10 protein-coding genes, 1 tRNA gene and 5 pseudogenes are annotated in these 13,246 nt (G+C 66.5%); 8 read left to right on the forward strand and 8 right to left on the reverse strand.

Annotation, left to right across the window (positions count from 1 at the left end):
- Window positions 1–43: 43 nt before the first annotated feature.
- Complete coding sequence (locus T428_RS0101875; protein WP_025735143.1) at window positions 44–526, forward strand: Rrf2 family transcriptional regulator; 483 nt, start codon at window positions 44–46, stop codon at window positions 524–526.
- A 25-nt stretch (window positions 527–551) separates the two neighbouring features.
- Here the strand turns inward: T428_RS0101875 and T428_RS25035 are convergent.
- Together T428_RS25035 and T428_RS25040 are read right to left on the reverse strand one after the other, a co-directional pair.
- Window positions 552–944: pseudogene (locus T428_RS25035) on the reverse strand (VOC family protein).
- Window positions 945–957: 13 nt separating this feature from the next.
- A pseudogene (locus T428_RS25040) lies at window positions 958–1,372 on the reverse strand (VOC family protein).
- A gap of 69 nt (window positions 1,373–1,441) precedes the next feature.
- On the opposite strand from T428_RS25040, the gene T428_RS0101890 reads away from it, so the two are divergent.
- Complete coding sequence (locus T428_RS0101890) at window positions 1,442–2,320, forward strand: LLM class flavin-dependent oxidoreductase (protein ID WP_025735144.1); 879 nt, start codon at window positions 1,442–1,444, stop codon at window positions 2,318–2,320.
- Here the strand turns inward: T428_RS0101890 and T428_RS25045 are convergent.
- Both T428_RS25045 and T428_RS25050 read right to left on the reverse strand, forming a co-directional pair.
- Window positions 2,317–4,069, reverse strand: a pseudogene (locus T428_RS25045) (NAD-binding protein). The gene T428_RS0101890 and the pseudogene T428_RS25045 sit on opposite strands and share 4 nt — an antisense overlap.
- Window positions 4,070–4,205: 136 nt before the next feature.
- Window positions 4,206–4,577, reverse strand: a pseudogene (locus T428_RS25050) (nuclear transport factor 2 family protein).
- A 65-nt stretch (window positions 4,578–4,642) separates the two neighbouring features.
- Between T428_RS25050 and T428_RS25055 the strand changes: the two are divergent.
- Together T428_RS25055 and T428_RS0101910 are read left to right on the forward strand one after the other, a co-directional pair.
- Window positions 4,643–5,178 (forward strand): annotated as a pseudogene (locus tag T428_RS25055) (NUDIX domain-containing protein).
- Between the two features lie 30 nt (window positions 5,179–5,208).
- Window positions 5,209–5,553 carry a hypothetical protein gene (locus T428_RS0101910; protein ID WP_025735145.1) on the forward strand — a complete coding sequence of 115 codons (345 nt, stop codon included), beginning with the start codon at window positions 5,209–5,211 and terminating at the stop codon, window positions 5,551–5,553.
- A gap of 15 nt (window positions 5,554–5,568) precedes the next feature.
- Here the strand turns inward: T428_RS0101910 and T428_RS35240 are convergent, their stop codons facing one another.
- The gene (locus T428_RS35240; protein WP_281173628.1) at window positions 5,569–5,700 is read right to left on the reverse strand and encodes a DUF732 domain-containing protein; all 132 of its coding nucleotides are present in this window, start codon (window positions 5,698–5,700) and stop codon (window positions 5,569–5,571) included.
- A gap of 559 nt (window positions 5,701–6,259) precedes the next feature.
- Between T428_RS35240 and T428_RS0101920 the strand changes: the two genes are divergently transcribed.
- The gene (locus T428_RS0101920; RefSeq protein ID WP_051465114.1) at window positions 6,260–6,865 is read left to right on the forward strand and encodes a DUF1345 domain-containing protein; all 606 of its coding nucleotides are present in this window, start codon (window positions 6,260–6,262) and stop codon (window positions 6,863–6,865) included.
- Window positions 6,866–6,916: 51 nt separating this feature from the next.
- Here T428_RS0101920 and T428_RS0101925 read toward each other — a convergent pair whose 3' ends face one another.
- Entirely contained in the window at window positions 6,917–7,351 is a 435-nt protein-coding gene (locus T428_RS0101925) for a hypothetical protein (RefSeq protein WP_025735148.1), read from the reverse strand.
- Between the two features lie 431 nt (window positions 7,352–7,782).
- Between T428_RS0101925 and T428_RS0101935 the strand changes: the two genes are divergently transcribed.
- The gene (locus tag T428_RS0101935) at window positions 7,783–8,592 is read left to right on the forward strand and encodes an SDR family NAD(P)-dependent oxidoreductase (RefSeq protein ID WP_025735149.1); all 810 of its coding nucleotides are present in this window, start codon (window positions 7,783–7,785) and stop codon (window positions 8,590–8,592) included.
- Here T428_RS0101935 and T428_RS0101940 read toward each other — a convergent pair.
- A complete protein-coding gene (locus T428_RS0101940; RefSeq protein ID WP_025735150.1) occupies window positions 8,589–9,761 on the reverse strand; it encodes a Fic family protein in 1,173 nt (390 codons plus the stop codon). The two genes, T428_RS0101935 and T428_RS0101940, sit on opposite strands and share 4 nt — an antisense overlap.
- A 219-nt stretch (window positions 9,762–9,980) precedes the next feature.
- A tRNA-Arg gene (locus tag T428_RS0101945) sits at window positions 9,981–10,053 on the reverse strand.
- Between the two features lie 125 nt (window positions 10,054–10,178).
- Between T428_RS0101945 and argS the strand changes: the two genes are divergently transcribed.
- Both argS and lysA read left to right on the forward strand, forming a co-directional pair.
- Window positions 10,179–11,831, forward strand: coding sequence for an arginine--tRNA ligase (gene argS, locus T428_RS0101950; protein ID WP_025735151.1), 1,653 nt, complete (start codon window positions 10,179–10,181; stop codon window positions 11,829–11,831).
- Window positions 11,828–13,246 carry a diaminopimelate decarboxylase gene (gene lysA, locus T428_RS0101955; RefSeq protein ID WP_025735152.1) on the forward strand — a complete coding sequence of 473 codons (1,419 nt, stop codon included), beginning with the start codon at window positions 11,828–11,830 and terminating at the stop codon, window positions 13,244–13,246. Before argS ends, lysA begins: the two co-directional genes overlap by 4 nt.

Below are 13,246 nucleotides of genomic sequence, written 5' to 3' on the forward strand. Positions count from 1 at the left end.
CGCACAGGTTCGACCTGCCGCACGGGATGGCACAATCCTCAAGGTGCGGATGTCAGCCAAGGCGGAGTACGCGGTGCGGGCGATGATCCAGCTCGCCACCGTGGAAAGCGGCACGCTGGTCAAGACCGACGACTTGGCCCAGGCGCAGGGCATACCGCCGCAGTTTCTCGTCGACATCCTGACCAACCTGCGCACCGACCGCTTGGTGCGCAGCCACCGCGGCCGCGACGGGGGCTACGAGCTGGCCCGCCCGGGTAGCGAGATCAGCATCGCCGACGTGCTGCGTTGCATCGACGGGCCGCTGGCCAGCGTCCGTGACATCGGCCTTGGTGACCTGCCGTACTCCGGGCCGACGGCACCGTTGGCCGACGTCTGGCGTGCGTTGCGCGCCAGCATGCGATCGGTGCTGGAGGAGACCAGCCTGGCCGACGTGGCGTCCGGCACCCTGCCCAAGCACGTCGCCAAGCTCGCCGACGACTATCGGGGCCAGGAGAGCCGGCGGCACGGCGCCGGGCGTAGCGATTAGACCGGGCCCGACCCGTACGGCGCGATTAGACCGGGCCCGACCCGTACGGCCGAGTCAGGATCTCCATGGCGTGTCCGGACGGATCCAGGAAGTAGACCCCGCGCCGGCCGTCGCGGCGGTTGATCTCGCCCGGCCGCTGGCGGCCGGGATCGGCCCAGTGCTGCAGGTCGCGCGAGGTGATCTTGCCGTAGATGGTGTCGAGCTCCGGCTCGGAGACCAGGAACGCTTAGTGCTGGCGGTAGATCTCCTCGCCCTGCGGCGCGTCGGCGTAATCGAGGGTGGCGACGTGCTCGAGCGCGACGGCCATGAAGTGGCCGAACGGTTTCGGGGCGGGCAGGTCGAAGAGCTCGGCGAGAAATTCCGCGGACTCGCGCTTGTCGCGGGCGGCGACGATGGTGTGGTTGAAACTGATGGACATGATTCTTTCCTGCTTACTTGGACGTTGTCAGCTCCAAGGCGATATTGTCGGGGTCGCGGAATTCCAGAATATAGTACGGCCCGATGTCTTTGATCCGCTCGTGCTCGATCCCGATGTCATCGAGATGTGCTGCGGCAGCGTCTAATTCGTCCAAGCTGGCGAGCCGGAACTCGATGTGGTCCAGGCCGCAGCGGTCTTCGTGAAAGCGGTCCGAGGCGACCGGGCGCAGCCCGAGCAGGGTACCGCCGAGGTCGTAGACGACCCCGCCGAACAAAAAGGAGAACTGGTCGCGGGTCGCCTCGTCGGCATTCTCGGGCACTTCCAGCAACACCGGCCAGTCGAACACGCTCTCGTAGAACTGGCCGCGATCGCTCGATATCGGTGACGGTCAGGCGGACATGTGCGATGGACGTACTGGCTAAGGGCACTCACCCCATGCTGCCACTTCGGGGACCACATGTAGAGGGCATGCCACAATCGCCGTCGTGCGGATAGCAATGACGATGCCGGTGATGGAGCCGGATCTGGATGCGACGGTCCTCGAGACCTGGGCGCGCGCGATCGACGAGGGCCCGTTCTCGTCGCTGTGCTGGGGCGAGCGCATCGCATTCGAAAACCCGGACAACCTGACCCTGCTCGGCGCGCTCGCGGCGTGGACGAAACGGGTGCGGCTGATGACGACGGTGATCGTGCCGCAGCTGCACGATCCGACGATGCTGGCGAAAGGTCTCGCGACCGGCGAAATGCTGTCCGGTGGGCGGTTGACCGTGGGCATCGGTGTGGGCGGCAGGCAGGAGGACTACCACGCGGTCGGCGCCGACCCGGCGACGCAGACCAGGCGCGACATGGCCGCGCGGGTCGCGGTGATGAAGCGGGTGTGGGTCGGCGAAAAGCTCACCGAGTCGGTGCTGCCGGTCGGGCCCGCGCCGGTGCAGCCCGGCGGTCCGCCGCTGCTCGTCGGCAGCATCGGGCCGAAGACCATCCGCAGCGCCGCGGCCTGGGCCGACGGGTTGGCCGGCACCACCCTGGACCTCGACGTCGACAAGCAAAACGAGCTTTTCGACGTCGCACGGGAGGCATGGGCAGGGGCCGGCAAGCCCAAACCCCATCTGGCGACCTCGTTCTGGTTCGCCTTCGGCACACCGGAGCAGTCGCGCGCCCAGGTGCATCGGCACCTGCGCCGCTACATGAACTGGATCCCGGCGGAGTACGTCGACGCGATGGCGCCGACGACCGGCTGGGCCGGCAGCGAGGACGAGTTGGCCGCGGTGCTGCGCAAGTTCGCCGACATCGGCACCGACGAGGTGCAGCTGATTCCGACCAGTTCGGACGTCGACCAGGTGCGCCGCGCCGCCGACGTGGCCGGGCGGCTTTAGGCCGGGCGGCGCTCGCGGCCGACGTCCGGCTGCTGTGGCGGCCGCCCCTTGCGCAGCGTGGCCAGCAACTCGCGATACGGGCCGACGAGCTAGACGGTGTCGCCGCCGCGCAGCCGCGCGTCGCGGCGGGGGCGGCGCTGCACGGGCGCGTCCTCCCGGGTGATCACGATGACCCGGGTTTGGGTGGACAGCTCGAACATCCGCAGCACGTCGAGCTCGCTGCCCGGCGCCACGTGCATGCCGCCGACCATGAAGTAGCGCTGCCCGACCGAAAACGTCCCCAGCACATGTAGGCCCATCGCGGCGCCGATGAACCACGGGGCGGCCAGTTCGACCGTCGAACGAACGGTGTCGAACCCGAACCGGTCGGTGACCGCGCTGCCCAGCACATGGTCGTAGATGCGCAGCACGATCGGAACGTCGGGCCTGACGACCTGCGGCATCACCCGCGGGCCCAGCATCTCGCGCAGCACGATCCCGGTCTCGATGTTGACCATGTCGTCGTGCCTGAGCACCGTCACGGCACGCGCGTGTTCGACGTGGGCCGCCTCCAGCGTCTGCGGCAGCGTCGCGTCCCCGAAGATCACCGGAATGCCCAGCTCGGCTGCGGTCGACAAATAGCGGTTGTTTTCGTCGATCTCGATGACCACGACCTCGTATCCGGCTGCGGTCAGATCGGCGGCGACTCGGCTGCCGAACGAGCCCAGCCCAACGATGACGTGATTGCGCAGCTGGCGTGCCCGGCGGCGTCCGGCGCTGAAGGCGAAGCGTCGCGAGATCAACAGGTCGGCGATGAATGCGACCAGGACGGCGGTGGTGATCAGTCCGCCGAACATCAGCCCGATGCCGAACAGTCGCAGCCAGGTGGGTTGGGACAGGAAGCTGAAGTCGCCATAGCCGACGGTCGCGATCGTCTCGGTGCTGAAGTACAACGCGTCGACCCAGGTCATTTTCGCGTGCGGCTGGTAGCTGTAGCGCAACAGCACCGTCGAGCCGATCAGCACGGTCAACACCGCGGCTATCGCGCGCAAGAACATCGGGTTGGCGTCGCTGCCCACAGCCCGCGTACGGCTTCGATGGCCCGCGTACGGCTTCGATGGCGCGCCGCACCCAGCGGGTACGTACTCGTGCCGCGCTGGGTGCCCGGACCCTGATGCCCTGCGCCGCCAACTCTTCGGACGTGCCGATCATGGCCGTCCAGTCACCGGTACGCACCTGCACGTCGCGGGCCGGGCAGATTTCGACAAAGCCGGGCGTGGGGGAGTTCTTGCCGTGGATCACCGCCACCGGCGCCAGATCCCCGTAGATCTCACGCAACGTCCCGTCGTAGGGCGCCTCCGCGCCGGACACCAGCAATTTGATGCCGGCGACCTCGAACGGGTGCGCGGTGTGCGCCAGGGCCGCTTCGACGACCGAGGGCGCCGCCAATTCAGCGACGTCGAGGATCGCGCCGGGGCCGTTGTCGGCGGCAACCGCTTCGCGCAGCACATCGTTGGCCAGCCGGGCCACCACGCGCACGTTCGGGTCGGCTTTCCTTGCCAGCAAAGCGATTTCGAGATTTATCGCGTCGTCGTTTCCCGCGCAGACAACGGCCGCTGCATGATCGATCCCGGCCTGGGCGAGGTCCTCCTTGGTGTCGGCGACAGTGTCGTCGACGAGCTTGACGATCCGCGCGCCCGCGTTCTGAAGCTCCTCGGCGATCGTCATCGCCAGCGCGTTGTCACCGCTGACGATGATGTGGCCCCGCATACTCACCCCGCCTCCCGGAACGTCACATTGCTATGACTATCGGCCACTGTGCCGATTTCTGCCAGCGCAACATCGGGAAGGTCAAGGGCCGCCGGCGCGCCAGGCCCGTATCTGCCTCGGCCATAACGGCTTTGCGCTACAGGACGCGAACGTCCGACGGACCCCAAAACGCCCGCATCGACGTGATCTTGCCGTCGTCGTCGAACGTCATCAACGAGATCGGCGAGATCTAGGTGCGAGTGTCGCCGGCGTTGAGCGTCAGGTGCCAGAAGAACGCCGCCTCGTTACCGCCGATGCGTCTCTCGGCGAGTTCGGTGTCCTTCTTGGCATCTTGGAATGCCGCGTAGAACTCGCGGACCGCATCCCGGCCGCGCCGCACCTCGGATCCGACCGGATCCTCGATGGTGGCGTCGGCGGAGTACAGGTTGACGATCTCGTCGGTGGCGCCGCTGGCGACGTGGGTCAGATAGCTGTTGACGATCTCGGTGATGACGTCTTGGGAAGGCATGGCTTCGAACGCTACCTGCTCGCCATCACGGTCGTGGCGGGTTGGTCCCATTCATACTGGGCTGCGTGCCATTCATCGAACGTCTCGCGTCGCGCGAGATCTACCGGAATCCGTGGCTGATCTTCCGGGAGGACGACATTCGCCGCCCGGACGGCAGCCCCGGCATCTATGCCGTGGTGGACAAGCCGACCTATGCGCTGGTGCTGCCCTACGACGGCGAGCGATTCCGGCTCGTCGAACAGTTCCGCTACCCGGTGGGCGCGCGGCGCTGGGAGTTTCCGCAAGGCACCGCGCCCGATCTGGCAGACACCCCGCCCGCGGAGCTGGCTGCCCGCGAGTTGCGCGAGGAAACCGGGTTGAGCGCGACCTCGTTCGAGGCGCTCGGCCTGCTCGATGTCGCACCCGGCTGACCAGTCAGCGCGGCTGGGTGTTCTTGGCCACCGGCATCTCCGAGGGCGAATCAAACCGCGAGCACGAGGAGCAGGACATGCACAGTGCGTGGTTCTCCCGCGAGGACGTCGAGGAGATGATGCGCTCGGGAGTGATCGCGGACTCGCAGTCCGTCGCGGCCTACGGGCTGTTCCTGCTACGCGGGCGATGAGTTTGCGGGCCGGCCCCGGTCACCATCGTCATGACGATCAATCTCGACGGGTACGAAGCGCCGACGATCGAGTGGGCCCGGGTAAAAACGGTGCTGGACGGTCAGCTGATACAGGCGCCGGGCGCCGGTGGTCCGCAGCGCCACACGGCGTGGCTCACGACGATCAATCCCGACGGCAGCGAATTAGCCTCCGTCGCAGAGGCTTTCGTTCAGTCCGGATGGCCCGCCCGGGTCATCGGCGACGCGCTCACCACCGAGTACAGTGCGCCGTCGGCGGGGCCGCCGCCCCGGCCGGTCGATCGTGCCCGGCCGTCGGCGGTGTTCGCGCTGGGCACATCGGAACCGTTCGGCGCCACGAAGTTTCGCCTGGACTAGGCCAATGACGGCGCCTTATGGGCAGTAGTTGGATTCGGCGGCGCTGACGACGCCCGTCGCGTCACTGAGGCTGATCCCCGGGTTCTTGCTCTGCACCACCTGGGCCAGCTGGTCGGGGGTCTCGCCGGCGCTGCGGTCCGCGCAGATGAGGTGCCCGCTGGATCAGTCCGTCCTTGTCCCCGGTGAGGCCGATCTTGTGGATCTGGGCGAGGTAAGCGTCATCGTCGGCGCGGCGACCCCGGTGCTCACAGTCAATGCGGCGGCAACGGCAATAGCGGGGACGCTCAGTGCGCAGAGTGTGCGAGCAGAAAACATGTCGGCTCCTTTTGAGGTCGGTCAAGTGCGACGCCCTATTATGCTGTTCGCGACGCGTGAGTGCATAGCGATTGAATGAAGCGGGCAAAGACCTGAGCGTGCGCCGTCGCCGGGCCGAAGCGCCCGAGATCCCGCTGTACCTACCGCAACCCCGCTCCAGCGGGGTCGGCTCGGCGAGCGCTGGGCAAAATAGTTTCCCAAAATAAGCGCGCAGGCGGAAAATGGCCAGGCCCGGGCACGAAATGGTGTGCTTTTCCCACACGCACGAAATAGTGACCCGCTGCAATCATGTCTTTTTCGGAGTTTCTCCCGAGTGTTGTTATCCGATGATGGTTAGGGTCGGAATGTGACGTCCCTGGTGAAGTTGTTCCGCGACACCGTCGCGGTTCGGATGGCAGTTGTCGTGGTGCTCGGAGTTGTCGTCGACATCATGGTGGGGCACGCCGCCGGTTCGCGGTACGCGCTGGTCGGTTGGATCACCGCGGCAGGAGTGTATGTGGTGTGGACGCAGCCGATCCTGCGCGGAATGGATGCCGACCAAACCCGGATCTGGGCAACGCGCGAGGACCCGACTCGGTGGGCCGCCGACGCGATCATCCTGACCGCGAGCGTCGCGAGCCTGGGCGGGGTCGGATATGTGGTGGCCGCCGGATCGCGCTCCGGCGCCGAGGTTCTGCAAGCCGCCATCGTCGGCGTCCTCAGCGTCGCGGCGTCCTGGTTCGCCGTGCACACGTTGTACACCGTGCACTACGCGCGGCTCTACTATTCCGGCGAACCCGGCGGCATCGACTTCCACGACCCGGAGCCACCGCGGTTTCAGGACTTCGTGTACGTCGCCTTCACCGTGGGGATGACGTACCAGGTGTCGGACACCGAGATCAACCTGACGTCGATCAGGGCCACGGTGTTGCGACAAGCGTTGGTGTCCTACCTGCTGGGCGCGGTGGTTCTCGCGGTCACGATCAACCTGATCGCGGGGCTGGGCGCCAAGGTCTGACCTGCGTCTTAGTGCCAAAAGTGTTGGGCTAGAACAATTGTGGAGCAGGCCCTAGCCGATCTTGGTGAGGGTGAAGGCGTCGTGCGGGTCGGTGAGGCCGCACGGCGCCGCGCTGTCCAAGAAGACCGCAACACCGGTGAGGGTCAGCGGGTCCCAGGACTGGTGGACATGGACCGGGTGCAGGCTGGAGTCGTTGGCGCAGATCGCGGCTTCCGGGATCGTGCGCGTCACGGTGTACTGGCCGTCGATCAGCGGGGCGTTGAAGCCTTGACCGGGACCGGTGCTCACGTGGGCGACGCAGACCTGCTTGCACGTGGTGTTGATCGTCCACGTTCCGATGTCGCCGTCTTCGTCCGCGTAGTGGTAAACGCCGTTCATCTTCGTGTCGTCGGCGGCCGCCGGTGGTTCGGCAGAAGCGAGGGGTGCCGGCGATGCAGCCAGGCCAGCAAAGAATGTGGTAGCCGCGATCAGTGTGTGGGCCTTCATGTTTTCCGCCCTCAAATCTTGGTTTTACCCGCCGCGCGAGACATCTGACGCGAACGTATCAGCAAACTAATCGAGAGATTCCAGTCACTCTTGAACGCATATCGAATTGAAAGACAAATGGGTCGGCGGGACCGAACAGTTCTTGAAATCGACATGCATCCGGGTCCGCTCACCCGCCGACCTCAGGCGGTCAACCCGGCCGCGGCCTCGGGAAAGATGCAGTGGCTCAACGCGGTTCCCGCGATGGCACCCTCCGTGCATCGTTAAGGCCGCGGCCATCCGGCGTGCGCTTCGAAGCCCGGCTCCACATCGGGCGGCCGCCCGGATGGCTGAGTCTCGAGCAGGCTCGCGATGGCGCCCACCGCGGCGCCACATTACAAAACTAGTACGGACTGTAAATGCCGACGTGGGATTGTCCTATATTCGGGTCCATGGCACTCGATCCCTCCAGCGTCCTGCTCACCGACCGCGTCGCGGTCGTCACCGGTGGGGGTGCGGGTATCGGCCGCGGCATCGCGGCGGGCCTGACGGCATTCGGTGCACGGGTCGCGATCTGGGAACGCAACCCCGACACCTGCGCGGCCGCCGCCGACGAAATCGGCGCTCTCGGAATTCCGGTCGATGTCCGCGACAGCGCCGCCGTGGACGCCGCGCTGGCGCAGACCGCAGAAGAGCTCGGGCCGGTGTCGATCCTGGTCAACAATGCCGGCGGCGTCTTCTGGTCGGGGATCCTCGATACCACTGAGAACGGCTGGGACGCGCTGTACAGGTCGAACCTGCGCCACGTGTACCTGTGCACGCAGCGAGTGGCCCGCCACCTCGTCGAGCAGAAGCTGCCCGGCAGCATCATCAGCGTCACCTCGATCGAGGGGGTCCGTGCCGCTCCCGGCTACGCGACCTACGCGGCGGCCAAGGCGGGCGTCATCAACTACACCAAGACCGCCGCGCTCGAACTTGCCCCGCACGGCATCCGGGTCAATGCGCTGGCCTCCGACATCACGTGGACCGAAGGCCTCGAGCAGATGGCGCCGCCGGGGTCACGGGATCGGACGGGCTTCACGGTGCCGATGGGACGCGCGGGTGACGTCGACGAAATGGCCGGCGCGGCAGTGTTTCTCGCCTCCGACATGTCCAGCTACATCACCGGCCAGACGATTCACGTGGACGGTGGCACGCATGCGGCCAGCGGCTGGTATCACCATCCGGAGACCGGGGCCTACGCGCTGGGGCCAACGAATTAGCCTCGCCGTCCGGCCCGGTCGGCGAACGTGTCGAGCGCGGCGAGCACTTCGGGAGAACGCCATATGCGATTGCGGGGTCCGCTGGTCGTCTCGACGAGGATTCCCGCCTGGGTGAGCGGTCTCAAGTAGCGGTGCGCGTTGCTGGACTCGATGCCCAGTACCCGCACCAGCAGTGCGGCGTTGACGACCGGGCGACGGGTCAGCAAATCGGCGACCTTCCACACCGCCGAGTCGGATCGGGCCTTGATTATGTCGTTCCAGCTTTCCCTGATACCGCGAATGTCGGCGACCAGCTGGCGCCCGTTAGTGATAGCTAAGACGCTGGCATGCGAGAACTGCTCAACGATCGGTGCGGCGTCACCGTTGCGATAGGCGGTCAGCGCGGCGAAGTATGCGTTCGTGTCGGCCAGTAGCCCGGCCGAGAGCGGCGCCGTCACCCGCTGGCTGAGGCCCTTGTTGCGCAGCATGGCTTGCACCAACGCGCGGCCCGTGCGTCCGTTCCCTTCGGTGAAGGGGTGAATTGTCTCGAATTGTGCATGGGCCACCGCGATCTGGGGCAACACGGGAACGTCGTCGCGGTGCGCGAAGGTGATGAGGTCGTTGATCGCGTCGGGGACCAGTTCGTGGCGCGGGCCGACGAATGCCGCGCCGATGGGGGAGGAGCCGCCGCCGATCCACACCGGCTCGGTACGGAATTCGCCTGGCGTATGGCGTGTTTCGTTGGCCATCAACGCGCGGTGCATCGCCAAGATGGCGTCGGCGTCAACGCTGTCGGCCAAGCTGACCGCTGCTCGCATGGCGGCGGTGTTGGCGACGATCATCTCGGCGTTGCGCTTGGACTTGCCGGTGGACAACTCCGCCTCGGCGATACTGCGGGCCGACGCGGTCAGGTTCTCGATCTGTGAGCTGGCGGCGGACTCTGACCGCACCAGCACGGAGGCAAACGGTGCGATCTCGCCGCCGAGTTCGGCGTCGAAGCGGGTGATCTCGTTGCCGGCGGATTCGGCTGCTGCGAACACCGACGGCGGAAGGTCGAGGGTCAGGTCGGCAATGCTGGCCGGCACAGCGGGGTGGTAGGTGCCGTGCTTCGGCAACGCCGAGCCGGCGTACCGCGCCCCCTGCGGTTCCCAACGAACGTCCTCGTAGGTCACGGGCCTAAGTGAAGTCATGACTCTAGAGTAGCTTCACTTAACTACAAAACTGAAGTCAACTGGGCTGACGTTATTTCAGCTAGCCCGCCACACTGCCCCAGCATGGCCTCATTTAGCTCACTAAGTGAAGTTAAAGGGGATGGTTGGCTTCGCTACGGGGTGGACACGACACGGCGCGGGGCCAGGCGCAAGCGGGGGTTAGATGGCAAGACTGCGTTTTACCCGGTGAGACTTGGGTGCCCCCGGCAGGATTCGAACCTGCGGCCTTCTGCTCCGGAGGCAGACGCTCTATCCCCTGAGCTACGGGGGCGCACGATATCGATAGTGCGCCAATGGGCTTGAAACTATCCGGGACAGACTAACGCATCCGGGTGGCCGGTCTGACAAAGCAATGGATTCGGGGCGTAGGCGCGCCAACCAATAGGATGGACGCTCGTGACCCCCGCTGACCTGGCTGAGCTGCTCAAAGTCACCGCATCCGCAGTGCTGGCCGAGCATGGCCTCGACGTGTCGGTGCTGCCTGCGGCGGTCACCGTGGAGCGGCCGCGCAATCCCGAGCACGGCGATTACGCGAGCAACCTGGCGATGCAGCTGGGCAAGAAGGTCGGCACCAACCCGCGTGAGCTGGCCGGATGGCTCGCCGACGCGTTGGCCGCGGCCGACGGCATCTCCTCGGCGGAGGTTGCCGGTCCCGGCTTCATCAACCTGCGCCTCGAGCCGTCGGCGCAAGCCAAGGTCGTCACCAACGTCATCGACGCCGGCGACCGCTACGGCTACTCCGACACGCTGTCCGGCACCAAGATCAACCTGGAATTCGTCTCGGCCAACCCCACCGGCCCGATCCACATCGGCGGCACGCGCTGGGCCGCCGTCGGCGACGCGCTGGGCCGGCTGCTCACGACGCAGGGCGCCGACGTGGTCCGCGAGTACTACTTCAACGACCACGGCGCGCAGATCGACCGGTTCGCCAACTCCTTAATCGCCGCGGCCAAGGGCGAACCCACCCCGCAGGACGGCTACGCCGGCACCTACATCAACGACATCGCCGCGCAGGTCTTGGCGAAGGTGCCCGACGCGCTGAGCCTGCCGGACACCGAGATGCACGAGACGTTTCGCGAGATCGGCGTCGACCTGATGTTCGCCCACATCAAGGAGACGCTGCACGAGTTCGGCACCGACTTCGACGTGTACAGCCACGAAGACTCGATGCACACCAGCGGGCGGGTCGAGGAGGCCCTCACCCGCCTGCGCGCGTCCGGCAACATCTACGAAAAGGATGGCGCAACCTGGTTGCGCAGCAGTGCTTTTGGTGACGACAAGGACCGCGTCGTGATCAAAAGCGATGGCAAACCCGCCTACATCGCCGGAGACATCGCGTACTACCTGGACAAGCGGCAACGCGGCTTCGACTTGTGCATCTACATGCTCGGCGCCGACCACCACGGCTACATCGCGAGGCTCAAGGCCGCGGCGGCCGCCTTCGGCGACGACCCCGCGACCGTCGAGGTGTTGATCGGGCAGATGGTCAACCTGGTCCGCGACGGCCAGCCGGTGCGGATGAGCAAGCGCGCCGGCACCGTGATCACGCTCGACGACCTCGTCGACACGCTCGGCGTCGACGCCGCGCGCTACAGCCTGATCCGCTCGTCGGTGGACACCGCGATCGACATCGATCTGGCGTTGTGGTCCTCGGCGTCGAATGAAAACCCGGTCTATTACGTGCAATACGCGCATGCCCGGCTCTGTGCGCTGGCCCGCAACGCCGCCGAGCTCGGCCTGATCCCCGATACCGGGCACCTCGAATTGCTCAGCCACAACAAGGAGGGCGCGCTGCTGCCCACCATCGGCGAGTTCCCGCGGGTGCTCGACACCGCCGCGTCGCTGCGCGAACCACACCGGATCTGCCGTTATCTGGAAGACCTTGCCGGTGACTACCACCGGTTCTACGACTCGTGCCGGGTATTACCCCAGGGCGACGAACAACCCACGGACCTGCACATCGCCCGACTGGCGCTGTGTCAGGCCACCCGCCAGGTCATCGCCAACGGACTGGCCATACTCGGCGTCAGCGCCCCGGAGAGAATGTGAACGTCCATCCCGCCGGTCCTCGGCACGCCGAAGAAATCCGTCACACCGACAGCCCGCCGCGGCCGCAGTCCCCGGAGGAGCTGCTGGGCCTGGCGCCGAATGTGTGGCCGCTCAACATGGTTCGCAACGAGGCCGGCGTGGCCGCCATCGCCGGGATCCCGGTGACCGACCTGGCCCACGAGTACGGAACTCCGCTGTTCGTCGTCGACGAGGACGACTTCCGGTCCCGGTGTCGTGAGATCGCGGCGGCGTTCGGCGGTGGCGCCAATGTGCACTACGCCGCAAAAGCGTTCCTGTGCACCGAAATAGCGCGCTGGATCGACGAAGAGGGCCTCTGCCTCGACGTGTGCACCGGCGGCGAACTCGCCGTGGCGCTGCACGCCAACTTCCCGCCGGGGCGGATCACCCTGCACGGCAACAACAAATTGATTGCGGAGTTGACGACCGCGGTCAAGTCCGGGGTCGGCCATATCGTCGTGGACTCGATGACCGAGATCGAGCGCCTGGAAACGATCGCGGGCGAGGCCGGCGTCGTCCAGGACGTCTTCGTGCGGCTCACCGTCGGCGTCGAGGCGCACACCCACGAGTTCATCTCCACCGCGCATGAAGACCAGAAGTTCGGCCTGTCGGTCGCCGGCGGCGCGGCGATGGCGGCGGTGGAACGGGTATTCGCGACCGACCACCTGCGCCTGGTCGGGTTGCACAGCCACATCGGCTCGCAGATCTTCGACGTCGCCGGCTTCGAACTGGCCGCCCGCCGCGTCCTCGGCCTGCTGCAGGAGATCGTCGTCAAGTTCGGGGTGGAGAAGACCGCGCAGATCTCCACCGTGGATCTCGGTGGCGGCCTTGGTATCTCGTACCTGGCATCCGACGACCCGCCGCCGATGGCCGAACTGGCGGCCAAGCTGAGCACGATCATCGGCAATGAGTCCGCGGCGGTGGGTCTGCCCGCGCCCCGGCTGGTGGTGGAGCCGGGACGGGCCATCGCCGGACCGGGCACCATCACGCTCTACGAGGTCGGCACCGTCAAGGACGTCGAGGTCAGCACCAAGGCGATCCGGCGCTACGTCAGCGTCGACGGCGGCATGAGCGACAACATCCGCACCGCGCTCTACGACGCGCAATACGACGCCCGACTGGTGTCGAGGGTCAGCGACGCGGCGGCAGCGCTGGCGCGCATCGTCGGAAAGCACTGCGAGAGCGGCGATATCGTCGTCCGCGACACCTGGGTGCCCGGCGACCTGCGACCGGGTGACCTGCTGGGGGTCGCCGCGACCGGTGCCTACTGCTATTCGCTGTCGAGTCGTTACAACATGATTTGCCGACCCGCGGTCGTGGCGGTGCGCGACGGACGGGCCCGCCCGATCCTGCGCCGGGAGACGGTCGACGATCTGCTGAGTTTGGAAGTGAGGTGA

The sequence above is a fragment of the Mycobacterium genavense ATCC 51234 genome, from assembly GCF_000526915.1.
GTDB classification, from domain to species: domain Bacteria; phylum Actinomycetota; class Actinomycetes; order Mycobacteriales; family Mycobacteriaceae; genus Mycobacterium; species Mycobacterium genavense.

Coding starts and splice junctions, on each gene's coding strand:
- T428_RS0101920 (WP_051465114.1), top strand. CDS start 6,260: ATGGCAGTTGTCGTGGTGCTCGGAGTTGTCGTCGACATCATGGTGGGG.
- T428_RS0101890 (WP_025735144.1), top strand. CDS start 1,442: ATGACGATGCCGGTGATGGAGCCGGATCTGGATGCGACGGTCCTCGAG.
- T428_RS0101935 (WP_025735149.1), top strand. CDS start 7,783: ATGGCACTCGATCCCTCCAGCGTCCTGCTCACCGACCGCGTCGCGGTC.
- T428_RS0101940 (WP_025735150.1), bottom strand. CDS start 9,761: ATGACTTCACTTAGGCCCGTGACCTACGAGGACGTTCGTTGGGAACCG.
- T428_RS0101910 (WP_025735145.1), top strand. CDS start 5,209: ATGACGATCAATCTCGACGGGTACGAAGCGCCGACGATCGAGTGGGCC.
- T428_RS0101925 (WP_025735148.1), bottom strand. CDS start 7,351: ATGAAGGCCCACACACTGATCGCGGCTACCACATTCTTTGCTGGCCTG.